At 71.0% G+C, this 24,076-nt stretch carries 23 protein-coding genes; 11 read left to right on the plus strand and 12 right to left on the minus strand.

Translation table 11 applies throughout. The features are described from left to right. The first annotated feature begins 17 nt into the window (after positions 1-17). The 6 genes from ACFVXE_RS08740 to ACFVXE_RS08765 all read left to right on the plus strand — a co-directional run bounded on the left by ACFVXE_RS08740 (position 18) and on the right by ACFVXE_RS08765 (position 6,305). Positions 18-1,370, plus strand: a complete 1,353-nt coding sequence (locus ACFVXE_RS08740; protein WP_389670298.1) for an extracellular solute-binding protein — start codon at positions 18-20, stop codon at positions 1,368-1,370. Next, positions 1,367-2,326 (plus strand): carbohydrate ABC transporter permease, encoded by a 960-nt coding sequence (locus tag ACFVXE_RS08745; RefSeq protein ID WP_389670299.1) that lies wholly within the window; start codon positions 1,367-1,369, stop codon positions 2,324-2,326. The genes ACFVXE_RS08740 and ACFVXE_RS08745 overlap by 4 nt, the downstream gene beginning before the upstream one ends. Beyond that, positions 2,323-3,204 (plus strand): carbohydrate ABC transporter permease, encoded by an 882-nt coding sequence (locus ACFVXE_RS08750; RefSeq protein ID WP_389670300.1) that lies wholly within the window; start codon positions 2,323-2,325, stop codon positions 3,202-3,204. The genes ACFVXE_RS08745 and ACFVXE_RS08750 overlap by 4 nt, the downstream gene beginning before the upstream one ends. 41 nt (positions 3,205-3,245) lie before the next feature. Next, the gene (locus ACFVXE_RS08755) at positions 3,246-4,763 is read left to right on the plus strand and encodes an alpha-N-arabinofuranosidase (RefSeq protein ID WP_389670301.1); all 1,518 of its coding nucleotides are present in this window, start codon (positions 3,246-3,248) and stop codon (positions 4,761-4,763) included. Between the two features lie 129 nt (positions 4,764-4,892). After that, positions 4,893-5,681 (plus strand): EI24 domain-containing protein, encoded by a 789-nt coding sequence (locus ACFVXE_RS08760; RefSeq protein ID WP_389670302.1) that lies wholly within the window; start codon positions 4,893-4,895, stop codon positions 5,679-5,681. Between the two features lie 15 nt (positions 5,682-5,696). Then, positions 5,697-6,305: a LysE family transporter gene (locus ACFVXE_RS08765; RefSeq protein ID WP_389670303.1), complete on the plus strand. Its 609-nt coding sequence runs from the start codon at positions 5,697-5,699 to the stop codon at positions 6,303-6,305. Positions 6,306-6,349: 44 nt separating this feature from the next. Here the strand turns inward: ACFVXE_RS08765 and ACFVXE_RS08770 are convergent, their stop codons facing one another. Beyond that, complete coding sequence (locus tag ACFVXE_RS08770; protein WP_389670304.1) at positions 6,350-6,949, minus strand: TetR/AcrR family transcriptional regulator; 600 nt, start codon at positions 6,947-6,949, stop codon at positions 6,350-6,352. A 151-nt stretch (positions 6,950-7,100) separates the two neighbouring features. Between ACFVXE_RS08770 and ACFVXE_RS08775 the strand changes: the two genes are divergently transcribed. Continuing rightward, a complete protein-coding gene (locus tag ACFVXE_RS08775; protein WP_389670305.1) occupies positions 7,101-9,581 on the plus strand; it encodes a glycoside hydrolase family 3 protein in 2,481 nt (826 codons plus the stop codon). A gap of 74 nt (positions 9,582-9,655) precedes the next feature. On the opposite strand, the gene ACFVXE_RS08780 is transcribed toward ACFVXE_RS08775, so the two are convergent. Both ACFVXE_RS08780 and ACFVXE_RS08785 read right to left on the minus strand, forming a co-directional pair. Beyond that, on the minus strand, positions 9,656-10,657 hold the full coding sequence (locus ACFVXE_RS08780; RefSeq protein ID WP_389670306.1) for an aldose epimerase family protein: 1,002 nt from the start codon (positions 10,655-10,657) through the stop codon (positions 9,656-9,658). A 31-nt stretch (positions 10,658-10,688) separates the two neighbouring features. After that, entirely contained in the window at positions 10,689-11,606 is a 918-nt protein-coding gene (locus ACFVXE_RS08785; protein ID WP_389670307.1) for an SGNH/GDSL hydrolase family protein, read from the minus strand. A 351-nt stretch (positions 11,607-11,957) separates the two neighbouring features. Here ACFVXE_RS08785 and ACFVXE_RS08790 point away from each other — a divergent pair, with 351 nt between their 5' ends. Then, positions 11,958-12,452, plus strand: coding sequence for a DUF3145 domain-containing protein (locus ACFVXE_RS08790; protein WP_389670308.1), 495 nt, complete (start codon positions 11,958-11,960; stop codon positions 12,450-12,452). A gap of 220 nt (positions 12,453-12,672) precedes the next feature. Here ACFVXE_RS08790 and fabF read toward each other — a convergent pair whose 3' ends face one another. From fabF to ACFVXE_RS08815, 5 genes are all read right to left on the minus strand, one after another. Next, the gene (fabF, locus tag ACFVXE_RS08795; protein WP_389670309.1) at positions 12,673-13,935 is read right to left on the minus strand and encodes a beta-ketoacyl-ACP synthase II; all 1,263 of its coding nucleotides are present in this window, start codon (positions 13,933-13,935) and stop codon (positions 12,673-12,675) included. 77 nt (positions 13,936-14,012) lie between these two features. Further along, positions 14,013-14,261 (minus strand): acyl carrier protein, encoded by a 249-nt coding sequence (locus ACFVXE_RS08800; RefSeq protein WP_123470715.1) that lies wholly within the window; start codon positions 14,259-14,261, stop codon positions 14,013-14,015. Positions 14,262-14,324: 63 nt separating this feature from the next. After that, positions 14,325-15,356, minus strand: a complete 1,032-nt coding sequence (locus tag ACFVXE_RS08805; RefSeq protein WP_389670310.1) for a ketoacyl-ACP synthase III — start codon at positions 15,354-15,356, stop codon at positions 14,325-14,327. A gap of 13 nt (positions 15,357-15,369) precedes the next feature. Further along, positions 15,370-16,284: an ACP S-malonyltransferase gene (locus tag ACFVXE_RS08810; RefSeq protein WP_389670311.1), complete on the minus strand. Its 915-nt coding sequence runs from the start codon at positions 16,282-16,284 to the stop codon at positions 15,370-15,372. 89 nt (positions 16,285-16,373) lie between these two features. Continuing rightward, a complete protein-coding gene (locus ACFVXE_RS08815) occupies positions 16,374-17,573 on the minus strand; it encodes a PucR family transcriptional regulator (RefSeq protein WP_389670312.1) in 1,200 nt (399 codons plus the stop codon). A 128-nt stretch (positions 17,574-17,701) separates the two neighbouring features. Between ACFVXE_RS08815 and ACFVXE_RS08820 the strand changes: the two genes are divergently transcribed. After that, positions 17,702-18,358 (plus strand): pirin family protein, encoded by a 657-nt coding sequence (locus tag ACFVXE_RS08820; RefSeq protein WP_389670313.1) that lies wholly within the window; start codon positions 17,702-17,704, stop codon positions 18,356-18,358. Positions 18,359-18,389: 31 nt separating this feature from the next. Here the strand turns inward: ACFVXE_RS08820 and ACFVXE_RS08825 are convergent, their stop codons facing one another. Then, positions 18,390-19,214, minus strand: a complete 825-nt coding sequence (locus ACFVXE_RS08825) for a serine hydrolase domain-containing protein (protein WP_389670314.1) — start codon at positions 19,212-19,214, stop codon at positions 18,390-18,392. A gap of 112 nt (positions 19,215-19,326) precedes the next feature. On the opposite strand from ACFVXE_RS08825, the gene ACFVXE_RS08830 reads away from it, so the two are divergent. Both ACFVXE_RS08830 and ACFVXE_RS08835 read left to right on the plus strand, forming a co-directional pair. After that, positions 19,327-19,788: a MerR family transcriptional regulator gene (locus ACFVXE_RS08830; protein WP_389670315.1), complete on the plus strand. Its 462-nt coding sequence runs from the start codon at positions 19,327-19,329 to the stop codon at positions 19,786-19,788. Continuing rightward, positions 19,788-20,804, plus strand: coding sequence for an aldo/keto reductase (locus tag ACFVXE_RS08835; protein WP_389670316.1), 1,017 nt, complete (start codon positions 19,788-19,790; stop codon positions 20,802-20,804). Before ACFVXE_RS08830 ends, ACFVXE_RS08835 begins: the two co-directional genes overlap by 1 nt. Positions 20,805-20,865: 61 nt before the next feature. Here ACFVXE_RS08835 and ACFVXE_RS08840 read toward each other — a convergent pair whose 3' ends face one another. From ACFVXE_RS08840 to ACFVXE_RS08850, 3 genes are all read right to left on the minus strand, one after another. Further along, positions 20,866-21,810 carry a DUF4429 domain-containing protein gene (locus ACFVXE_RS08840; RefSeq protein ID WP_389670317.1) on the minus strand — a complete coding sequence of 315 codons (945 nt, stop codon included), beginning with the start codon at positions 21,808-21,810 and terminating at the stop codon, positions 20,866-20,868. An 85-nt stretch (positions 21,811-21,895) separates the two neighbouring features. Beyond that, on the minus strand, positions 21,896-23,107 hold the full coding sequence (locus ACFVXE_RS08845; protein ID WP_389670318.1) for an alpha/beta hydrolase: 1,212 nt from the start codon (positions 23,105-23,107) through the stop codon (positions 21,896-21,898). Between the two features lie 223 nt (positions 23,108-23,330). Further along, positions 23,331-24,023: a TetR/AcrR family transcriptional regulator gene (locus ACFVXE_RS08850; protein ID WP_389670319.1), complete on the minus strand. Its 693-nt coding sequence runs from the start codon at positions 24,021-24,023 to the stop codon at positions 23,331-23,333. Between the last annotated feature and the right edge of the window lie 53 nt (positions 24,024-24,076).

A 24,076-nucleotide genomic window follows, 5' to 3' on the forward strand; every position in this document is an offset into this window, starting at 1 on the left:
AACAGTGAGGGCGGGGCATGGAGCGACCTGGCCTGAATCGCAGGCAACTGATCACGGGGCTGGGCGGGTTGGCCGTCGCCGGCAGCCTCGGCTTCGCGGCGCTGGGCAGCGGTGCCGACGCCCTCGCGTCGAGCGCGGCCTCCCGGGTCCGCTACTGGAACCTCTTCAGCGGCGGCGACGGCTACAACATGATCGCGATGCTGGACGCCTTCCGTAAGGCGAACCCGGACATCGACGTGAAGGATTCGACCCTCGCGTGGGGCAATCCGTACTACACCAAGCTCGCCATGGCAGCCGCGGGCAGCCGCGCCCCTGACCTCGGTGTGAGCCACCTGGGACGCGTCGCGGGCTTCGCGCCGGGACGGCTCCTGGACCCCTGGGACACGGATCTGCTCGCCAGGTACGGCATCCGCGAACAGGACTTCAACCCGGTGCTGTGGAAGCGCGCCACCATCGACGGCCGGCTCTACGCACTGCCGCTCGACATCCACGTCCAGCTGAACTTCTACCGCAAGGACGTCCTCAAGAAGGCCGGACTGCTCGGCGACGACGGCCTCATCGTGCCGGTCACCTCCACCCAGGAGTGGTTCGACACCCTCAAGGCAGCCAGGAAGGCGACCGCGAAAGGGCTGCAGACGGTCGGCATCCACGCCAACGACCAGAACTTCGCCTGGTGGTTCTTCGTCGCCTTCTACACCCAGCTCGGCGGCTCCTACTTCAACGACGCGATGACCGAGGTCACCTTCGACGAGGACAGGGCCACCCAGGTCCTGGAGTTCCTGCGGCAGCACGTCACGGACGGATACGCCGTCGCCGGCGCGGCCGACGCCGAGCAGTTCATGAACGGCTCGCCCTTCGTCTGGGAGGGCAACTGGTCGGTGCCGGTCTACTCGGGAGCGAAGATCGAGTACGGCGCCACCCCGCTGCCGCCCGTCTTCGGCAAGCAGGCGACCCACGCCGAGTCGCACTCCTTCGTCCTGCCGCACCAGGCCGACCGGGGCGGCGCGTCCAACGACGGAGCCCACCGGCTGGCCGCGTACATCGTGAAGAACGCCCTGGCCTGGGCGGCGGGCGGTCACATTCCCGCGTACACGCCGACCCTGTCGACCGCCGCGTACCGGAAGCTCACACCGCAGAACGAGTACGTCTCGGCCATGGACCACCAGGCGACCGAGCCGAAGGCCTGGTTCTCGGGCTCCACCGGCACCCTCGCCGCCCGCATCGGGCCCGTCGTCGCCGCCTCCAGCCTCGGGTCGGCCGAGCCCGCCGCGGCCGCCCACCGGATGAAGAACGTCCTGGAAACGCTCCTGGCCATGAAGAACCCGATGGACGGCAGGACCGCCGCGCAGACACAGAGAGGTGCCGCATGACGACGGCCGGCGCCGGGGCGGCTCTCGCGCCCGCCCCGAAGGCGATACGTTCCCTCGGCCCCGCGGACACGGACAGCGTCCGGGCCCGCCTGGGCCGCAGGCTCCAGCACGGCGGCTGGTTCGTCGCGCCGTTCCTCGTACTGTTCGCCCTGTTCGTGATCTGGCCGGTCCTGCGGGGCGTGTACCTGAGCTTCACCGACGCCAACGTCTCCGGAGTCGGCGAGAGCTTCCTCGGCTGGGACAACTACCGCGAGGCCCTCAAGGACCCGCTGGTGTGGGACTCCCTCGGCCACAGCGCGTACTTCACGCTCCTGGTCGTGCCCTGCATCACCGTCCTCGCCTTTCTGATGGCGATGCTCGCCCACCACATCGAGCGCGCCAAATGGCTGTGGCGGCTGTGCTTCTTCGCCCCGTTCCTGCTGCCGTCGACGGTCGCGGGAAACCTGTGGCAGTGGCTCTTCAACCCCGGTACGGGCATGGTCAACCACGTCCTCGGCATCGACACGCCCTGGCTCACCGAGAAGTCCACCGCCATGCTCGCCGTCGTCATCACCACCCTGTGGTGGACGGTCGGCTTCAGCTTCCTGCTCTACCTCGCCGCGCTCCAGGGCATCCCGGACCACCTGTACGAGGCGGCCAGACTGGACGGCGCCAACGCCTGGCACCGCATGGTCCACATCACCCTGCCGTTGCTGCGCAACATCACCGGTCTCGTCATCGCCCTCCAGGTCCTCGCGTCGCTCCAGGTCTTCGACCAGGCCGTCGTGATCTACGACTTCGGCCCCGGGCCCGAGGAGTCGACCCGCACCTTCGTGCAGTACACCCTCGAAGAGGGCTTCACCAGCTACCGCGTGGGCTACGCCTCCGCGATCTCCATCATCTTCTTCGTGATCATTGCGGCCGTCGCCCTCGGGCGCATGTGGCTGCTGCGCAAGCGTGAGGAGGGCGTGCGATGACCGCCACAGAGATCCGTACGAAGAGCGGCAGGGTCCGCGCGGGCCGGGTCCGGAAGGGCTGGACCGCCGGCCAGATCGTCCTCACCGCGGCGGGCGTCGCCGTCTCCGCGGTGTGGGTGGCCCCGCTGGCCTGGGCCCTGTTCACCTCCCTGAAGTCGGAGACCGAGGCCGTCGAGGTGCCACCGCACTGGCTGCCGAAGGTGTGGACGGCGCAGGCGTGGAAGGCCATCTTCGAGACCGGCAACATCACCAACTGGTTCGTGAACTCACTCGTCGTATCGGTCTGTGTCACGGCCGTCGTGCTGCTGGTCAGCGCGCTCGCCGGATACGGTTTCGCACGCACCGAGTTCCGCGGCAAAGGCGCCCTGATGGGCCTCGTCATGGCGGGCCTGATGGTCTCACCCGCCGTCCTCGGGGTCCCCCTCTTCACGACCGTCCAGCAGATGGGCATGGTCGACACCTACTGGGGGATGATCCTGCCGCAGTGCGCGCCCGCCGCGATGGTCTACATCCTCTACAAGTTCTTCCAGGGGATCCCGCGGGAGCTGGAGGAGGCCGCGTTCATCGACGGCGCCGGACGCTGGCGGGTCTTCTTCACCGTCGTCGTGCCGCTCTCCCGGCCCTCCCTCTCCGCGGTCGGCATCTTCACCTTCATCGCCTCCTGGAACAACTTCCTGTGGCCGTACATGGTGACCAACAACCCCGACCTGATGACCATGCCGAACGGCATCGCGACCGTCATGAACTCCTACGGCATCCAGTGGGCCCAGCTCATGGCCGGCGGACTGATGGCCGGGCTGCCGCTGATCATCGTCTTCGTATTCTTCCAGCGCCAGATCGTCGCCGGTGTCGCCCACACCGGTCTGGCCGGCCAGTGACCCGCACCGCGACCCTTACCCCGACCCACACCGAGGAAGTCATGACCCGCACCGCGCGCTTCACCCTCGATCCGGCGTTCACCGTCGGCGACGTCGACCCCCGACTCTTCGGCTCCTTCGTCGAACACCTCGGCCGCTGCGTCTACGACGGCATCTTCGAGCCGGGCCACCCGGCCGCCGACGAGGCCGGTCTGCGCACCGACGTCCTCGACCTGATCCGTGAACTCGGCGTCACCGCCATCCGCTATCCCGGCGGCAACTTCGTCTCCGGCTACCGGTGGGAGGACGGCGTCGGCCCCGTCGACGAGCGCCCGCGCCGCCTCGACCTCGCCTGGCGCTCCACCGAGACGAACCGGTTCGGGCTCTCCGAGTACATCGCCTTCCTGCGGAGGATCGGCCCGCAGGCCGAACCCATGATGGCCGTCAACCTCGGCACCCGGGGTGTCCAGGAAGCCATCGAACTCCAGGAGTACGCCAACCACCCGGCCGGCACCGAGCTCTCCGACCGGCGCATCGCACACGGCGACAAGGACCCCTTCGGCATCCGACTGTGGTGCCTGGGCAACGAGATGGACGGCCCGTGGCAGACCGGCCACAAGACCGCCGAGGAGTACGGGCGGCTCGCCGCCGAGACGGCGCGGGCGATGCGGCAGATCGACCCGTCCGTCGAACTGGTCGCCTGCGGTTCGTCCGGCCGGTCCATGCCGACCTTCGCCGAGTGGGAGGCGACGGTCCTCGCCGAGACGTACGACCTCGTCGATTACGTCTCGCTCCACGCCTACTACGAGGAACTCGACGGCGACCGCGACTCGTTCCTCGCCTCCGCCGTCGACATGGAGTCCTTCATCGAGAGCGTCGTCGCCACCTGCGACCACGTCGGGGCCCGGCTCAAGTCGTCGAAGAAGATCAACCTCTCCTTCGACGAGTGGAACGTCTGGTACATGAGCCGCACCCAGAAGGAGGCCGAGGAGAACCCGCTCGACTGGCCCGAGGCGCCGCGGCTGCTGGAGGACAACTACACGGTCACGGACGCCGTCGTCTTCGGCACCCTGCTGATCGCGCTGCTGCGCCACGCCGACCGGGTGTCCGTCGCCTGCCTCGCCCAACTGGTCAATGTGATCGCCCCGATCATGACCGAGCCCGGCGGACCCGCGTGGAAGCAGACGACCTTCTTCCCCTTCGCCCAGGCGGCGAGGTACGGGCGCGGCCAGGTTCTCGACGTACGTGTCGACTCACCCACGTACCGGACGGCGAAGTACGGCGAGACGGACCTGCTGCACGCCACGGCGGTCCGCGACCCGGAGACCGGTGCGGTCACGGTCTTCGCGGTCAACCGCGGCCGGCACGCGGCACTGCCGCTCGAAGTCGCCATGCACGGCTTCGACCTGACGGAGATCGCCGCACACCAGGTCGTCGCCGACGCGGACCCGGACGCCCGCAACACCCTCACCGAGCCGGAACGTGTCACCCCGCACCCGGCGGAGGGCACCGTGCTCGACGGCGGAGTGCTGCGGGCGACGCTGGAACCGATGTCCTGGAACATGATCCGCCTGACCTGACCTGACCTGACCTGACCTGACCTGGCCGTGTCGGGCCTGTCCGGCGATTGCGGACAATCCGTCGCGCCGGACGGGCCCGGCCCCGGCTCCCGGGGCGGGGGTGCCCGAGCCCGCAAGTACGCTGACGCCATGCGCGACATAGGGGTGGGTCTCAGCTATCTGATCAAGGGGCAGCGCTGGGTCGCCCAGCACGGGCGGTGGTTCGGCTTCGGCCTCGTTCCCGGCCTCATCACACTCGTCGTGTACGCGGGAGCGCTCGTCGGTCTCGGCTTCGGCGCCGACGACCTCGCCGCCTGGTCGACCCCGTTCGCCGACGCCTGGTCCAGTCCCTGGCTCGGTCTCCTCCGCACCACCCTCACCGTGCTGGTCTTCGCCCTCGGGCTGTTCCTCGCCGTGATCACGTTCACCGCGGTGACCCTGCTGGTCGGCCAGCCGTTCTACGAGTCGCTCTCCGAGGAGGTCGACCGGGCGGAGGGCGGTGAGGTCCCCGAGTCAGGGCTGCCGCTCTGGCGCGAACTGTGGATCTCCGCCCGCGACAGCATCCGCATCCTGGTGCGCGTCTCGCTCTACGCCGTGCTGCTCTTCGCCCTCGGCTTCGTCCCGGTCGTCGGCCAGACGGTGATACCCGCCATCGGGTTCTGCGTCACCGGCTACTTCCTCGCCGAGGAGCTCACCGCCGTCGCGCTCCAGCGCCGCGGCATGGTCCTGGCGGACCGGCTCGTCCTGCTGCGCGGCCGACGGCTGCTGACCCTCGGCTTCGGCGTGCCGCTGGGGCTCGCCTTCCTGGTCCCGTTCGTCGCTGTGTTCCTGATGCCGGGCGCCGTCGCCGGAGCCACCCTGCTCGCCCGGGACCTGGTCGCGCCGCCCGCCGGGGACGGGGAGCCGGCGCCCTCGCCGTTCAGCCTCGACAAGGACTAGAGGAGGGCCTGGCCCGTGACCGAGATCGTCGCCGTCGCCGTCATCACCGTCCTCGCCGTCATCAGCCCGGGCGCCGACTTCGCGATGGTCGTCCGCAACAGCTACCTCTACGGCCGGACCACCGGGCTCCTCGCCGCCGCCGGCGTCGCCGCGGGCGTGCTGGTCCATGTCACGTACACGATGCTCGGTGTCGGGCTGCTGATCGCGTCCTCCGCCGCCCTGTTCACCGTGATCAAACTGGTGGGTGCGGCTTACCTCGTCCTCATCGGGGTCCGGACGTTCTTCGCCCGCAACGATCTCGCCGTCGATCTGGAGCCGAAGCAGGGCCTCACCCGGCTCGGGGCCCTGCGCACCGGCTTCCTCACCAATGCGCTGAACCCGAAGACCACGCTCTTCGTCGTGTCGACCTTCACCCAGGTCGTCGGGCCAGGAACCGGCCTGTGGCGGCAGGCCGGATACGGGCTCTTCATGTCCTTGGCCCATCTCGGCTGGTTCGGGCTGGTCGCGCTGTTCTTCTCGAACGCGCAGCTGCGCACCGCGATGCTGCGGTGGCAGAAGGTCCTCAACCGGGGCATCGGGTCGGTCCTCGTCGGGCTGGGCATCACCCTGGGCCTCGCCCACTGAGCCGCTGCCCGGCCCCGGTCCGGTCCGCGTTCACGCGGGCCGTCTCACTCGCCGGAGGGACGGACCGGTTCGGCCGGGGAGTCCGGGTGCAGGAGCCGCAGGAAGTCCTGGAACGCGGCCGGCATGTCCACCGATCCGGGATCGAGCAGCCATTGGTACTGGAGGCCGTCCAGCACCGCGACGAGCAGTGGTGCGGCCCGTTCCGGAGTGAGGCCGCCCGGCAGCGTCTCGCCGTACTCCGTGCGCAGCATGGTGGCCATGCTCGTCCGGACCTGGGCGTAGCGGCGGGTGAAGAACTCCCCGGCCGGATGCCCCTCCGTCACGCTCTCGCCGAGCAGCGCCGAGAAGGTCTGGACGACACCGGGGCGCATCGCGTTGTACTCGACGAGTGAACCCAGCAGGTCGGTGCGCCAGGTCCCGTCGCTGCGGGCCCCGCCGCCGGTGTCCCACTGGTCGCGTTCCCGCAACACCGCGACCAGCAGTGCTTCCTTGGTGGGGAAGTAGTGCAGCAGCCCCTGCTGGCTCAGGCCTACCCGCTCGGCCACCGCGCCCAGCGTGGTGCCGCGGTAGCCGCGTTCGGCGATCACTTCGAGAGTGGCCCGGAGGATCTCCGTCCGCCGCTCCGCGGTTCTGGCCCGCACCATTGTTTCCTTTCGGCGCACTGTGCTGTCGGTCCTTCCAGCAGGACCGTACGCCATTCCATGGATAACAGCCTGATAACGAATCCTACTGCTCTACAGGGGATGGAGTCAGTATGGAGAATCCAGCAGACAACCTCGACGAGGAGGTACGGCCGTGGCAGACGCGTCCGCCCCGATCCATCCCGATGCGGTCCGTGAGGCCGCGGTCGATGCGGCGCTGGCCGCACTGGGGCTCGACGACAAGGCCCGGCTGCTGGCAGGCCAGGACATGTGGTCGCTGCCCGCGCTGCCCGCCGTCGGGCTGCGGTCGCTGGTCATGTCCGACGGCCCGATCGGCGTCCGCGGCGTCCGCTGGACCGCCGACGACCCGTCCGTCGCGCTGCCCTCGCCCACCGCGCTCGCCGCGACCTGGGACCCGGCGCTCGCCCGCCGCGCGGGCCGGCTGCTGGCGCAGGAGGCCCGCCGCAAGGGGGTGCACGTCCTCCTCGCCCCGACGGTGAACATCCACCGGTCCCCGCTCGGAGGGCGCCACTTCGAGGCGTACAGCGAGGACCCGTATCTCACCGGCGAGATCGGCACCGGCTATGTGCGGGGCGTCCAGGACGGCGGGGTCGGCACGACCGTCAAGCACTTCGTCGCCAACGACGCCGAGACCGACCGTTTCACCGTCGACAACATCGTCGCCCCGCGCACGCTGCGCGAGATCTACCTCGCCCCGTTCGAACGGATCGTCAAGAACGCCCACCCGTGGGGCATCATGGCCGCCTACAACCAGGTCAACGGCTCCACCATGACCGAGCACCGCCACCTGCAGAACGCGGTGCTGCGCGGTGAATGGGGCTTCGACGGCTTCATCGTCTCCGACTGGCTGGCCGCCCGCTCCACCGCCGCCGCGATCACCGGCGGTCTCGACGTCGCCATGCCGGGCCCGAAGACGGTGTACGGGAAGGTGCTCGCCGACGCGGTACGGGCCGGCGAGGTCGACGAGTCCGTCGTCGACGGGGCGGTACGCAACGTCCTCCGGCTCGCCGCCCGCGTCGGCGTCCTGGACGGCGCCCCGCCCGTCGTCGACCCGGCGGACCGCCCCACGGGCATCGACGGCGACGCGCTCGCCCGTGAGGTCGCCCGCCGCTCCTTCGTCCTCGTGCGCAACGAACGCGCCGCGCTCCCCGTCGACCCGTCCGCCGTCCGCAGGGTCGCTCTCAGCGGCGCGCTCGCCCGCGACGCCCGCGTCCTCGGCGGCGGCTCCGCCCAGGTCTTCCCGCACCACGTCGTCTCGCCGCTCGACGGACTGACCGCAGCCCTGCCCGATGACGTGCTCGACTACCGTGTGGGCGCCGACCCGAACAGCGAACTCGCCCCCGCCGAGAAGGGCTTCGAGCTCCGGGCCGTCTGCCGCGACGCGTCGGGCGCGGTCCTCGCCTCGGCCCCGCTGCGCAGTGGCACCGTCCAGTGGATCGGCGACGACCTGCCCGAGGGGGTGACCCACGAGACGCTGCACAGCGTCGAGATCACCGGCACCTTCGTCCCGCGCGAGACCGGCGAGCACCTCTTCGGCACCCGCGGCACCGGAGCGCTCACGCTCGCCGTCGCGGGCGAGACCCTCTACGACGACGTCCACCGGGTCACCGGCTCCGCTGACCCCGGCGAGGCGTTCTTCGGCAATCCCGTGGAGCGCGGCGGCGTCACGCTCACCGCGGGAGTCCCCGTCGACGTCTCCCTGCGGCAGGTTCCCGAGACCCTGGGCGCCGATTCGCCGATCCCGGGCGTCTCGTTCTCCTTCTGCCACCTCGGCCCGCGCCGCGACCCCGGTGAGCTGATCGCCGAGGCCGTCGAGGCGGCCCGCGCCGCGGACACCGCGATCGTCGTCGTCGGCACCACCGAACGCGTCGAGTCCGAGGGGTTCGACCGCACCGGTCTGCGGCTCCCCGGCCACCAGGACGACCTGGTCCGGGCCGTCGCCGCCGCCAACCCGAACACCGTCGTCGTCGTCAACTCCGGTTCCCCGGTGGAACTTCCCTGGCGCGACGAGGTGGCCGCGGTGCTGCTCAGCTGGTTCCCCGGCCAGGAGGGCGGCGCGGCGCTCGCCGACGTCCTGCTCGGCGTCGAGGAGCCGGGCGGCCGGCTGCCCACCACCTGGCCGGACCGGCTCGCCGACGTCCCGGTCTCCCGCACCACCCCCACCGACGGCCTGCTCCGCTACGACGAGGGCGTCTTCGTCGGCTACCGGGCCTGGGAGAAGGCGGGCACCGCCCCCGCGTACCCCTTCGGTCACGGTCTCGGCTACACCACCTGGGAGTACGAGTCCCTGGTGGCCACCCCCGACTCGGCCACCGTGCGCCTGCGCAACACCGGCACCCGGGCCGGTGGTGAGACGGTCCAGCTCTACCTGGCCCCGCAGTCCGCCCCGGCCTCCGGCGCCGAACGCCCGGCCCGCAGGCTGGCCGGCTTCGCCCGCGTCGAGGCGGCGCCCGGCGAGAGCGTCGAGACCGTGATCGAACTGGACCGCCGCGGGTACGAGATCTGGGACGAGCAGGCGCACGCGTGGAGCCCGGTGCCCGGCACGTACGAGGTGCAGGCGGCACACTCGCTCGGCGACGTACGCCTGACGACGACCACGGAGATCAAGGAGTAGGCGGCCCCCGGCCGGGTGGAGCCCCGAGCGGTACCTGAACCCGCCCGGGGCTCTTCCCCTGCCGGAAGGTCCCGTCAGCGCACCGAGAACCCGTACACGGTCGTCGACGCGTACTCCTCGCCGGGCCGCAGCACCGTGCTCGGGAACTCCGGCCGGTTCGGTGAGTCCGGGAAGTGCTGCGTCTCCAGGGCGATCCCGTCGCAGGGCGCGTACGGCTGCCCGTCGAAGTGGTCGGCGGTGTACAGCTGCATACCGGGTTCGGTCGTGGTGATGGTCAGCACGCGCCCCGATCCCGGGTCGCACAGCTCGGCCGCGGGGCCCCGCGCCCCCTCGTCCAGCACGAAATTGTGGTCGTAGCCCACACCCACCGTGCGCGTCTCGCGGAAGTCGAACCGGGTGCCGTCCACCGGCAGGAACTCACCGGTCGGCAGTGATTCGGCGTCCACCGGGGTGATCCGCCCGGCCGCGATCCGCAGCGTGTGTCCGGCGGCGCTGCCGCTGCCCGCGCCGGCCAGGTTCCAGTACGTGTGATTGGTCAGGTTCAGCACGGTCGGCGCGTCCGTCGTGGCCCGGTACGCGATGCGCAGCGCCCCGTCCTCGTCCAGGGTGTACGCCGCCGAGACCGCCAGCCGCCCCGGGAAGCCCTCCTCGCCGTCCTCCGCCACCAGGGACAGCTCGACGCCGCCGGAGATCTCCCGCGCGTCCCACACCCGCTTGTCGAAGCCGCGGGCCCCGCCGTGCAGATGGTTGCGCCCCTCGTTCCGGGTGATCCGGTGGGTCCGCCCGTCGAGGTCGAAGGAGGCGCCCGCGATCCGGTTCGCGTACCGCCCGACCAGCGCGCCGAAGTAGGGGCTCGAGAAGGTTTCGTACGCCGCGGGCTCCGGGAACCCGAGCGCCACCTCGGCCCGTACCCCGTCCCGCCCCGGCACCTCGACCGACTGCACGACACCGCCGTACGTCAGGACCCGTACCCGCGTACCGGCCCGTTCCAGCGTCCAGCGGTGGACGGCCGTTCCGTCCGCGAGGGTGCCGAAGAGGTCCGTATGTATCGCCGTGCTGCTCAAACCCGTTTCCATGATCACGGACCTTAGACCACGGGGCGGCGAGCTACGCCGAGGGCTTCCGCGCCGTCACCTCGCGGTAGGCGATCTCCGCCAGCCTGGCCTGGCCGTTGCGCCCCGGATGGAACCAGTCCCACTGGCTGAGCTGTTCTCCGGTGAACCGGTAGTCGAAGACCGCCCCGCCGTCGTACCGGCAGCGCAGATCCTTCGCGCACACCTCGCGCAGCACCTCGTTGTACGCCACCACCCGCTCCTGCACCGAGGAGCGGCGCGCCACGGCCCCGGCGCTCATGTCATCCGCCTGGCCCAGCATCGACTTGCAGATCCCCAGCTTCCAGATCTGCCGGCCCAGGGGATTGCCGCGCCCCGTCGACCAGAGACGCTTGAGATCGGGCACGCTCGACACGTACACCTGGGTCTTCGGCGCCTTGGCGCGCAGCCGGCGCATCGATGCCTCGAAGGACGCCCGGAAGTCCGCCACCGGCGTCATCAGGCTCGCCGAGTCCCGGCAGGCGTCGTTGGCGCCGATCATCACCGTCACCAGATCCGGTCTCTGCTCCGCGGCCAGCGCCATCTGCTCCGGCAACTGGGAGATCCTGGCGCCCGTTTCGGCGTGGTTCCAGCTGTGCGCGGCCGCGCCGGAGGGACCCAGCAGCCGCACCGCGAGGCTCCGGACCCGGCTGTCGGTGCCGGTCGCCCAGGACACCTCGGGGCAGTCGGTCAGCACGGAACAGGCGTCGAAACCACGGGTGATGGAGTCCCCGACGGCCGCGACCGACTCCGGACTGCGGTCCCAGACGGGCGTCGGCGTGACGGACGGACGGTGGCTCCCGGCGGCCGCCTCGCCGGCCGTCCCGTCCTTCCCGGCGTCGCAGCCGGCCAGCGCCGCCACGGCGACCACCGGAAGCACCGTCAGCACGGCGGCAGCGGTGCGCGAACGGCGGCCAGCGGAACGATTCTGCATTCCTTCTCCCCTCCCGTTTATGCCCCCGGCAATCGCGCATAGCCCCAGGCGGCAGGCGTGCGCGCCCTGCCGGGTGAAAGCTGTGCGAATCATGGGCCCAGGACCGACGGTACGTCACACCTGGGGCGCCGCAGCACGGTAGCTTTTCCCCGTCGAACCAGTGCCGCGTTCCGCCACCCGGCTCCACTTGGGTGGCTTCGTATCATCACATCACGTCACATACTGTCCCTTTTCTGGAGATTCACTCCCGATGCTGTTTACTGACAACAACCTCGGGAGCCGGCCGGGAAGAGGCGGTGCGGGCGCGAGGCCGCTGGGGAAGGCGAACCTCGTCCCACACTGGAGGTCCCGGTGACGACACGTGGAGTTCTGTACGTTCACTCCGCACCGCGCGCGCTCTGCCCACATGTCGAATGGGCGGTGGCGGGTGTCCTCGGTGTGCGGGTCCAACTGGACTGGATCAGACAGCCGGCCTCGCCCGGCACCTGGCGGTCCGAGTTCTCCTGGAAGGGCGCCGCAGGCACCGCGTCGAAGCTCGCCTCCGCGCTGCGGGGGTGGGATCTGCTGCGCTTCGAGGTGACGGCGGAGCCCTGCGCGACGGCGGAGGGCGAGCGCTACAGCTCCACGCCCGAGCTGGGCATCTTCCACGCGGTCACCGGCATGCACGGTGACATCCTCGTGCCGGAGGACCGGCTGCGGGCCGCGCTGGCCCGGTCCGTGCGGGGGGAGTCGGAGCTGGAGGCGGAGATCGCCAAACTTCTCGGCAAGCCCTGGGACGACGAGTTGGAGTCGTTCCGGCATGCGGGGGAGGGAGCGCCGGTGCGGTGGCTCCACCAGGTCGTCTGACGCCTGGACGGGCGCAGGAGCGCCGACGCGCGGGCGGGTTCTCCGCCCTGCCCCTTTCCGGATCCGGGGAATTGCCCGGGGTCCGTCCCTCCGTCGCCCGGAGGGCCCGGCCGTCCGCCGGGCCGGGACCGGCAGGACGCCGCCCACCCCGCGCGACGGACGAGGCCCGCCTCCCGGAACGGGTGGCGGACCTCGGTGTACGGCTTCGGCGAGCGGGGCGTCAGACGCTGCGGAACGCCAGCACCACGTTGTGTCCTCCGAACCCGAAGGAGTTGTTGATCGCCGCGATCGATCCCTCGGGCAGCGGCCGGGGCTCGTCGCGCACGATGTCCGCCTCCACCGCGTCGTCGAGGTTCTCCACGTTGATCGTCGGCGGAGCCATCCGGTGGTGCAGCGCCAGGACCGTCGCGACGGTCTCGATGCCGCCCGCGCCACCGAGCAGGTGACCGGTCATCGACTTCGTCGCGGAGATCGCGACGTGGTCGAGGTCTTCGCCCAGGACCTTGCGCAGAGCCTTCAGCTCCGCGACGTCGCCCTGCGGCGTCGACGTGGCGTGGGCGTTCAGGTGCACGACCTCCGACGGCTTGAGATCCGTCTGGTCGAGCAGGTTCTGCATCGCGGCAGCGATACCGCGCCCGGTGGGCTCGGGCTGGGCGATGTGGTGGGCGTCCGCGGACAGCCCCTGGCCCAGCACCTCGCAGTAGACCTTGGCGCCGCGCGCGGCAGCGTGCTCCGCGGACTCCAGGACCACGACGCCCGCGCCCTCACCGAGGACGAAGCCGTCCCGGGCGGTGTCGTACGGACGAGACGCCTTCTCGGGCTCGTCGTTGCTCTTGGACATCGCCATCATGTTGGCGAACGCCGCGATCGGCAGCGGGTGGATGGCCGCCTCGGTACCACCGGCGAGAACCACGTCGGCGCGGCCGGTGCGGATCATCTCGACGGCGTACCCGATGGCCTCGGCGCCCGACGCGCAGGCGGAGACCGGGGTGTGGACGCCGGCCTGGGCGTTGACCTCCAGGCCGACATTGGCGGCCGGGCCGTTCGGCATGAGCATGGGCACGGTGTGCGGGGAGACGCGGCGGACGCCCTTCTCCTTCAGCACGTCGTACTGGTCGAGCAGGGTGATCACGCCACCGATACCGGAGGCGATGACCGAACCGAGCCGCTCGGGCTCGATGTTCTCGTCCTCACCGGCCTTGCCGGTGAAGCCGGCGTCGGCCCACGCCTCGCGGGCCGCGATCAGCGCGAACTGCGCCGAGCGGTCCAGCTTGCGGGCGAGCGGGCGGGGCAGGACGTCGCCCGGGTCGACGGCCGCGAGGGCGGCGATCCGGACAGGCAGTTCGGCGAAACGTTCGCCCTCGAGAGGCTTGACGCCGGAGCGACCGGCCATCAGACCTTCCCAGGTCGAGGCGGCGTCGCCACCCAGCGGAGTCGTTGCGCCGATACCGGTGACGACCACGGTGCGATTGGTCGAGTTCACTGGAAAATCTTCTCCACGTGTAGAGGGTCGTGAATCAGCGGCGCCACCGCCGGGTGGCGACACACGAGCCGGCTGGATCAGGCCTGGTGCTTCAGGATGTACTCGGCGGCGTCGCCGACCGTCTTGAGGTTCTTGACGTCCTCGTCGGGGATCTTGACGTCGAAGCGCTCTTCGGCGGCGACGACGACCTCGACCATGGACAGCGAGTCGACGTCCAGGTCGTCGGTGAAGGACTTGTCCAGCTGGACGTCCTCGACCGGGATACCGGCGATCTCGTTGACGATCTCGGCGAGACCGGTGACGATCTCTTCCTGGGTGGCGGCCATGTTGGCGCTCCTTCGATGTGTTTCTGCAGGGTTCTGACGTCCGGACCGGAAGGTCCGGTGTGCCTAGGGGAGAGTAACGACCGTCGCGGCGTAGACGAGACCCGCCCCGAAGCCGATGACGAGTGCGGTGTCGCCGCTCTTCGCCTGACCGGTCGCCAGGAGCCGCTCCATAGCGAGCGGGATCGAGGCGGCGGAGGTGTTGCCGGTGGTCTCCACGTCACGGGCGACCATGACGTGCTCCGGCAGCTTCAGGGTCTTCACCATCGAGTCGATGATCCGCATGTTGGCCTGGTGCGGGATGAAGACGTCCAGGTCTTCCGGGGCGATCCCGGCCGCGTCCAGCGCCTGCTGGGCGACCTTCGCCATCTCGAAGACGGCCCAGCGGAAGACCGCCTGGCCCTCCTGCGTGATGGCCGGGAACTTGACCTCGCCCTGCTCGTTGAGCGGCAGCTTCGAGACATCGCCGACGTGGAAGTCGTTCCACGCCACGGTCTGCTTGATCGTCTCGGACTTGTCGCCCTCGGAGCCCCAGACCGTCGGGCCTATGGCGGGCACCTTGGAGGGGCCGACGACGACCGCTCCCGCACCGTCGCCGAACAGGAACGCCGTGGCGCGGTCGGTGAGGTCGGTGAGGTCGCTGAGCCGTTCCACGCCGATGACGAGGACGTACTCCGCCGAGCCCTCGACGACCATGCCCTTGGCCAGGGTCAGACCGTAGCCGAACCCGGCGCAGCCGGCCGAGATGTCGAACGCGGCGGGCTTGCCCGCACCGACCTTGTGGGCGATCTCGGTCGCGATGGCCGGGGTCTGCTTGAAGTGCGAGACGGTGGAGACGACGACGGCGCCGATCTGCTCGGGCGTGATCCCGGCGTCGGCGATCGCCTTGCCGGACGCCTCCACGGACATCGCGGCCACGGTCTCCTCCTCGGAGGCCCAGTGGCGGCTGGCGATACCGGAGCGGGAGCGGATCCACTCGTCCGACGAGTCGATCGTCTCGAGGATGACCTCGTTGGGCACGACGCGGATCGGACGGTAGCCGCCGACGCCCATGATCCGCGCGTACGGGGCGCCCTGGCTGGGCTTGATCTTCGACATGCTCTCGGGCTCCTTAGGCGTCTGCGTGCTCAGCGATGAGCGCGCGGGCCGCGTCGAGGTCGTCGGGGGTCTTGAGCGCGAGGGTCCGCACCCCGGGCAGCGCCCGCTTGGCGAGACCGGTCAGGGTCCCACCGGGGCAGGCCTCGATGAGCGTGGTGACGCCCAGAGCCTTGAACGTCTCCATGCACAGGTCCCAGCGGACCGGGTTGGCGACCTGGCCGACCAGCCGGGAGACGACCTCGGCACCGGTGTCGACCGTCCGGCCGTCGGCGTTCGAGACATACGTCACAACCGGGTCGGAGACCTTCAGTGCCGCGGCGGCCTCGCGGAGCCGGTCGACCGCGGGAGCCATGTGGTGCGTGTGGAACGCGCCGGCGACCTTGAGGGGCACCACGCGGCGCACGCCAGCGGGCATGTCCTCGGTCAGTGCGGCGATCTGAGCGGCGGTGCCGGCGGCGACGATCTGGCCGCCCCCGTTGACGTTCGCCGGGGTCAGACCGAGCTTCTCCAGGTGCGGAACCGTCACCTCGGGGTCGCCGCCGAGCAGCGCGGCCATACCGGTCTCGGTGACGGCGGCGGCGTCGGCCATGGCGAGCCCACGGGTGCGTACGAGGCGGAGCGCGGCTTCGTCGTCCAGTACGCCGGCGAGGGCCGCGGCGGTGATCTCACCAACGCTGTGACCTGCGACGACGCCGGGTGAGGCGTCGAGCGCTGCGGCGGACAGCAGACCCGCGGCGACCAGCAGCGGCTGAGCCACCGCGGTGTCGCGGATCTCGTCCGCGTCCGCCTTGGTGCCGTAGTGGGCAAGGTCGAGCCCGATGGCGTCGGACCAGGCCGCGATGCGGTCGGTGGCACCGGGGAGGTCGAGCCAGGGGGTCAGGAAGCCGGGCGTCTGAGCGCCTTGGCCGGGAGCGACGAGTACGAGCACCCTCACACTCTCTCTTGTGAACGGTCCTGAACGCCCGTGGGGACAGGGACGAAGAACCGAAGGGGGAATTGTTGATGTCCGACAAAAGTCTAGGACTGGCCGTCCCGACCGGCCAGGCGCCCCAGGATCAGGGCGATTCGTAGCGTGAACGCCGAGCGGACATCGGAGGGCGACCACCCGGTGACGTCTGTCACACGTCGGAGCCGGTAGCGCACGGTGTTGGGGTGGACGAACAGCATCCGGGCGGCGCCTTCCAGGCTGCTCGCCTGCTCCAGATACACACTCAGCGTTTCGAGCAGCGCCGAGCCCGCCTCCTCCAGCGGTCTGTAGATCTCCTCCACCAACTGATCGCGCGCGGCGGGGTCACCCGCGATGGCGCGCTCCGGCAGCACATCGTCGGCCAGGACGGGCCGGGGGGCGTCCTGCCAGGCGCTGCACGCCTTGAGTCCGGCGGCGGCGGCCTGGGCGGACCTGGTGGCCGCCAGCAGGTCGGGCACCACGGGCCCGGCGACGACGGGGCCGGCCGCGTACGGGCCGATCAGGGCCTTCGCGACATGCAGCGGGTTGTCGCTGCCGCCCGCGATGACGACCAGACGGCTGCCGAGCACCCCGGTCAGCACCTGGAGTTTGGCGTGACGGGCGGCGCGCCGGATCGCCTCGACGGTCAGTTCGCTGTCGCCGTCGGGGGCCGTGCCGAGGACCACGCAGACGTGTTCGGGGGAGTTCCAGCCGAGCGCGGCCGCCCGTGAGACGGCGCCCTCGTCGGCCTCCCCGGACAGCACCGCGTTCACCACGAGCGATTCCAGCCGGGCGTCCCAGGCGCCGCGCGCCTCGGCGGCCTGCGCGTAGACCTGGGCGGTGGCGAAGGCGATCTCCCGTGCGTAGACGAGCAGCGCCTCGCGCAGCACCGACTCGTCGCCGGGCGCCGCGACCTCCTCGATCGCGGCCTCCATGACCTCGATCGTCGTCCGCACCATCTCGACGGTCTGGCGCAGCGTGATCGCCCGGGTCAGCTCGCGCGGGGCCGTGCCGAACACATCGGTGGAGATGGCCTGCGGGGTCTCCGGATGCCGGAACCACTCGGTGAAGGCGGCGATTCCGGCCTGGGCCACGAGGCCGATCCAGGACCGGTTCTCCGGTGGCATCGCCCGGTACCAGGGCAGCGACTCGTCCATGCGGGCGATCGCGTTCGCGGCCAGCCGGCCGGAGGACTGCTCCAGTCGCTTCAGAGTCGCGGCATGCAGGTGGGCGTCGTTCGCAGCGGGCTGCTCAGGATCGGATCGGGGCACGGACACAAGATTGCCTTATCGGGCCACGGGCGCGGAGGGCCGGGGCCACCGCGGGTCGTACCGCCCGGTAGCGGACGGGCGGCCGCGGGCCGGGACACGGGGGCGCCGGGCCGGGCTACCGTGGACCCGTGATTTCCGTACAGCGCGCCGACGACCGGTACACGGGCGGGGACGAGGAGGCCGGCATCATGTCCCGGCACGCGTTCTCCTTCGGCAGCTTCTACGACCCGGACAACCTGCGCTTCGGAGCGATCCTGGCCTGCAACGAGGAACGGCTGGCACCCGGCTCGGGCTTCGACGAACACCCCCACAGCCACACCGAGATCGTCACCTGGGTCGTCGAGGGCGAGCTGACCCACCGCGACTCGGCCGGGAACGCCACGGTCGTGCGTGCCGGGGACGTCCAGCACCTCAGCTCCGCCGCCGGGGTCCGCCACGTCGAACGCAACGACGGAGACGTTCCGCTGACGTTCCTTCAGATGTGGCTGGCGCCGCTGGAACCGGGCGGCTCCCCCTCGTACACGACCGTCCCCGGCATCGCCGACTCCACCCCGTACGCCCTCCCGGAAGCCGGCGCGATGCTGCATGTGCGCAGGCTGGCCGCCGGGGAGCGCACGGCGGTGCCGGACGCGGCGCGGGCGTACGTACACGTGATCGGCGGCGAGGTCCGGCTCGGCGGCGAGAGGCTCTCCCCGGGGGACGCGGCGCGGATCACCGGTGCGGTGGGGCTGGAGCTGGTGGCCGAGGCGCCGGCCACGGCGCTGGTGTGGGAGCTGTCGGGCTGAGCGGTGCCCGGGCCGGAGCCGGCTGAGGGCGCTACCCCGCGGTACGTGCGAGCTCCGCGAGCACCGCGTCCGTGAGCGGCGGCCAGACCTCGGCCGCCCACGGGCCGAAGGCCCGGTCGGTCAGGGCGACGCAGGCCGCACCCGCGGCCGGGTCGATCCACAGGAACGTACCGGACTGGCCGAAGTGCCCGAAGGTCGCCGGGGACGAGGCAGCGCCCGTCCAGTGCGGTGACTTGTGGTCCCGGATCTCGAATCCGAGGCCCCAGTCGTTGGGGTTCTGGTGACCGTAGCCCGGCAGGACGCCCTTCAGGCCGGGGTGCACGACGGTCTGCGCGGCCAGCACCGTGCGCGGATCGAGCAGCCGCGGAGCCTGCACCTCCGCAGCGAACCGCACCAGGTCGTCGACGGTCGAGACGCCGTCCCGGGCCGGGGAGCCGTCCATCGTGGTCGACACCATCCCCAGCGGCTCCAGGACCGCCTGGCGCACGTACTCGGCGAACGGGATGTCGGTGGCCTTGGCGATGTGGTCGCCCAGCACCTCGAAACCCGCGTTGGAGTAGAGCCGCCGGGTGCCCGGGGCGGCCGTCACCCGGTGTTCGTCGAAGGCGAGTCCGCTGGTGTGCGCGAGCAGGTGCCGGACGGTGGAGCCCTCGGGACCGGCCGGTTCGTCGAGTTCGACGGCGCCTTCCTCGTACGCCACCAGCGCGGCGTAGGCGGCGATCGGCTTGGTGACGGAGGCCAGCGGGAAGCGGTGCCCGGTCGGCCCATGGGTGCCGACGACGGTACCGTCCGCTCGTACGACGGCCGCTGCCGTGGTGGGGACGGGCCAGTTCTCGATCATCGCCAGGCTCTGCATGACTACGAGGGTAAGACCTGCCGCCGAAGCGCTGTGATCCGGCCGGTGGCCGGAAAACTCATCACCGGTCCCGCTTGCTTCGAGTGCACTCCAAGGTCCTAGCGTGGGGGCCATGACGGTGATGGAGAGCACTTCGGTACGGACGGACACCTGCGCCTCGGCCCCGCGGGCGCATCCCCGCCCCGAGGGCCAGGACCGGTACACCATCAGCGAGGTCGCGTCCTTCACCGGACTCACCGCGCACACGCTGCGCTGGTACGAGCGGATCGGGCTGATGTCGCACGTGGACCGCTCGCACACCGGGCAGCGCCGTTTCACCAACCGCGACCTGGACTGGCTCGCCTTCGTCTCCAAGCTGCGGCTGACCGGGATGCCGGTCGCCCACATGGTCAGGTACGCGGAGCTGCTGCGCGAGGGCGAGCACACGTTCGAGGAGCGGCAGGAACTGCTGGAGGCGACCCGCCGCGACGTGAGGACGCGGATCGCGGAGCTCCAGGACACCCTCGCCGTCCTCGACCACAAGATCGAGTTCTATGCGGGCGCCCGACGGGCGCCGGAAAGGCCTTGTAGCTGATGACTGACAACAAGATCGCCACTGTGGAGCTCGGGAACGGCGGCCCGCAGGTCGGCGTGCAGGGGCTCGGCTGCATGGGCATGAGCGAGTTCTACGGGGACACCGACGAGACCGCGGCCAGGGACACCCTGGAAGGGGCGCTGGAGGCCGGCGTCACGCTCTTCGACACCGCCGACATCTACGGCAGCGGTGCCAACGAGACGTTCCTCGCCCCCTTCGTCGGGGTGCACCGTGACGAGATCACGCTCGCCACGAAGTTCGCCATCGAGCGCAGGGACGACGACCCCCGGTACCGGGCGGTGCGCAACGACCCGGCGTACATCCGTCAGGCCGTCGAGGACAGCCTGCGCCGCCTGAACACCGATGTCATCGACCTGTACTACATGCACCGCCGTGACCCGGCCGTCCCGCTGGCCGAGTCCGTCGGCGCGATGGCCGAGCTGGTGCAGCAGGGCAAGGTCAAGCAGCTGGGGCTCAGCGAGGTGACCGGCGCGGAGCTGCGCGAGGCGTACGCGGTGCATCCGATCGCCGCACTGCAGTCCGAGTGGTCGCTGTTCAGCCGGGACGTCGAGCGCAGCGCGGTGGCCGCGGCGGCCGAGCTCAGCGTGACCTTCGTGCCGTACTCGCCGCTCGGCCGCGGCTTCCTGACCGGGGCGTTCGCGGACGCGGGCAAGGAGCTGTCGAAGGACGACTTCCGGCAGTACCAGCCCCGCTTCACCGGTGACAACGCGAAGAAGAACGCCGCCCTGCTGGAGCCCGTCCACAAGATCGCCGCGGCGCACGGCGCGACGGCCGCGCAGGTGGCGCTCGCCTGGGTGCAGCAGCGCGCCGAGGTGCACGGCCTGACCGTGGTGCCGATCCCCGGAACCCGCAAGCGCAGCCGGCTGCTGGAGAACCTCGGGGCGACCCGGCTCACCCTCACGCCGGAGGAGCTGGCCCTGCTGGAGCCGATCGCCGGGCAGGTCGCGGGCGACCGCTACCCGGACATGAGCTCCACCTCGGCGGCGCGCGAGTAGCCGTCCGCCGGCGCCCGGGAGCCCCGGGCGCCGGACGGGCGGGTCCACCCGGCCCGTCCGGCTACAGCTCCGCGAGCAGTTCGGCCTTCTTCGCGCTGAACTCGTCGTCCGTCACCAGCCCCGCCCGGTGCAGTTCCCCGAGATGCCGGATCCGCTCCGCGACGGCCGCCGGATCGCGCAGCACCGCGCCCACCGGCACGGCCGCCGCCAGCGGCACGGACTGCTTGCTGCGTACGGACTCCAGTACGGCCGCGGCGAACGGCAGAGACTCGTGCACCGGGCCGTACCCCAGCCCGAAGATCACCGCGGCCGGGTCCTGATCGGCCTGGGTGGGCCGGGGACCCGCCGCAGGCGGACCGGCTGCGGCGTCCGGGCGGATCGCGCCGTGCCCCGTACCCGCGACCGCCGACGGCCCCGTACTCTCCGCGCCCCGCGGCACGAGCCGCAGGTAGCCGTCGAACGCCTCGGGCGACCGCCACTCGACCCCGCTCAGCTCGGCCACCGGGAACGTCTGGTCGCCCGCCTTCCACTTCGCGGTGGAGGCACCCGTCCAGAACCAGCGGAAGAAGATCCGGTCGCCGTCGAAACTGGCCCTGCCGTCGTAGGCCTTGAACCGCATCGGCGCCTCGGGGGCCGCGACCATGAAGCGTTCGGCGGGCTCCGCCGCGTCCGGCCCGAGCAGCGCGCGCAGCTCGTCCGCGTAGTACTCGGCGAGCGTCCCGCGTTCGGCGGGCAGCACCAGCCGGTACGGATCGCTGTCGGTCTTCAGCTGCCCTGCCGCGGCCTCCAGCAGAGGATCGGCCCCGGGTCTCGGCACCGCGTGCAGCACCACCGTGCCCCGCTTGCCCGGGGTCAGCGTCACCGACGACAACGCCGCGTGCGGGATGCGGCGTTCGCGCAGACTCTGGAAGAGTCTCGGCGCGCGTATTCCCCGTTCGAAGCGGATGAGCACGGAGTCGGTGTCGAACTCCCAGGTGGCATGAATTCCGGCCAGCACATCACCCATGTGGCTCATCGTATGCGGCACTCGCCCGCACGTCCCCCCCTCGGCATACGCCGCGATTCGTGCTCCGCCACGGTTTCTACGCGCGTCAGGCGCCTTCGGTGCCGGAAATATTCTCGTGGCAGGCGCTGCCGGCGCTTGCACAGGTCACCGAGGAGTACGCGCCGACGCCGATGGCGGCGAAGTTGCTGAGGCTCTCGGTGCCCGGCACGAAATAGCCGCTGTGCCCGATCGCGTCGCCCGCCGAGACGATGCGCGCGCCGAAGCCCCGGTCCACCGGATCGGCACCGTGGCCGAGCCCGCCGACCTCCATGTTCGGTACGTCCTGGATCCAGTCGTCGTGGTCCCGCATCGCCCAGACGTCGGCCGTGGTGTGCAGTTCCGCGGCGTTCTCCACGCGCATGCCGGGGCTGCCCGCGACCGCGATGTCGGTGACCCTGGACGGCAGTTCGTGTGCGGCGACGCCGCACAGCACGGAGCCGTAGCTGTGGCAGAACAGCGAGATCTTCGCCGTGCCGGGCAGCGCGCCCACGAGCGCGGTCAGCCGGACCGCACCGCGCTCGGCGAGATTCCCCAGGGCCGCGTCCATGCCGATCCCGGCGGGCGCGGTGTAGTCGGCCCAGGCGATGACGGCGGTCCGGGTGCCGGGCCGGGCGGCGCGCTCCGCCGAGTACAGCGATTTCGCCATGCCGACGGGTGCGGCGTTGACCTTCGACCCGGTCCGCTCCAGGGTCAGCAGATTGGTCTCGACGCCGGGCACGACCAGCGAGATCCGGTCGGCCCTGTCGAGGTCGCCGAAGACCTCGGCCGCGCGGCCCTTCCCCGACGGGTCGAAGGAGAGGAAGTGCCGGCCGGGGGTCAGCATCGACCGGAAGCGCTCCATCCGGCGCAGCGCGTCCCCCCGGCCGTCCGGGGAGAGCCTGACGTCGTGCATGCGCTGCCGTTCGACCGTCTCCGCCTGCACCAGGGCCCGCCGGTTGGCCTCGTAGCGCAGGGTGACCGGGGCGCCGTTCATGTTGCCGACGACCAGCGGGTACTTGTCGGCGAGCGCGGTGCGCTGCGCGGCGGTGAGCGCGGCGAAGAACTTCGCCAGCCGGTACGGGGGCGCATCGACGTCCGGCAGCGCGTGGCCCGCTATCCGGGCGCGCGTCCACGAGGCGAGTGCGATGTCACGTGGCTCGTCGGACGGTTGGTGACGCACGGCGGTCCAGCCGGTGGTCGCCAGCATCACGAACACGACCGCGACGGCGAGCAGGGCGCGCCATGCGGTGAGCGTGGGGGAGGAGTCGAAGGAAGTCACTGCCGCCCACATTAGGAGACGCGCGACGGCGACCGTCAAGCGGGTGACACACTTCACTCCACTCCGGGGAATTGGGGCGGATTTCCCTCACGCTCCGTGCGTGCGCCCGGCACCCTCCGGCGGGATTCCCCGCCCCGCGGTCGCTCACGGGGCCCTGATGGCACGGTAGTTGTGAGGTCCGTCATGTGTACCTATGAGGCATTCGGCACACGGGTGCGCGGAACTATCGGGCGGAAGCCGTGGGTGACGCAGCCGGCTGTTCGGTCGTCGCGCGCCAGTTCCCCGTGAGCGCCGGGCCCAGCCGGTCCAGATAGGTCTCAGTCAGCTCGCGCAGCGACTCCACGCTGGCGTCCGCCCCCCGCCCCCACAGCTGCCCGGTCACCCGCATCACTCCGCAGAACGCGGCGACGGCGACCCGCGGCCGCGGGTCCGTCCGGACGTCGAGACCCTCGCGCCGGGCGATCACTTCGGCGATCTCGTTCTCCAGGTCGATGCTGCGCCGCAGATGGGCCGCGAGCAGAGAAGGGGTCGACTCGATCATCTGGTACGTGCGCATGTGGAGTTCGACCGTGATGATTTCCTCGATGGCCTCGCCGATGCTGTTCCAGGCGCACAGGACCGCGCTGCGCATGGCCTCGAAAGGGGGCTCCGCGGCGGGGCGTCGGCGCAGCTCGGAGAGGAAACGCGACTCGACCATCTCCTGCACGGCAAAGGCGGTCTCCTCCTTGCCGGCGAAGTGGCGGAAGAAGGTGCGCTGGGAGACCTCGACGGCGTCGACGATCTCGTCGACGGTGGTCTCCTCGTACCCCTGGGTGGCGAAGAGATCGAGGGCGGCGTGCAGCAGGGCGTCCCGGGTGCGTCGTTTCTTGCGTTCGCGCAGCCCGGTCGGGTGCACGGCCTGGTGCCCATCGGTCACGGAAGTGGTCCTCTTTCCCCTGCTTTGTCCAGCTCAGCCTACCTGTGAGCTAC

It is taken from the genome of Streptomyces sp. NPDC058231, from assembly GCF_042882275.1.
Classification (GTDB): Bacteria; Actinomycetota; Actinomycetes; order Streptomycetales; family Streptomycetaceae; genus Streptomyces.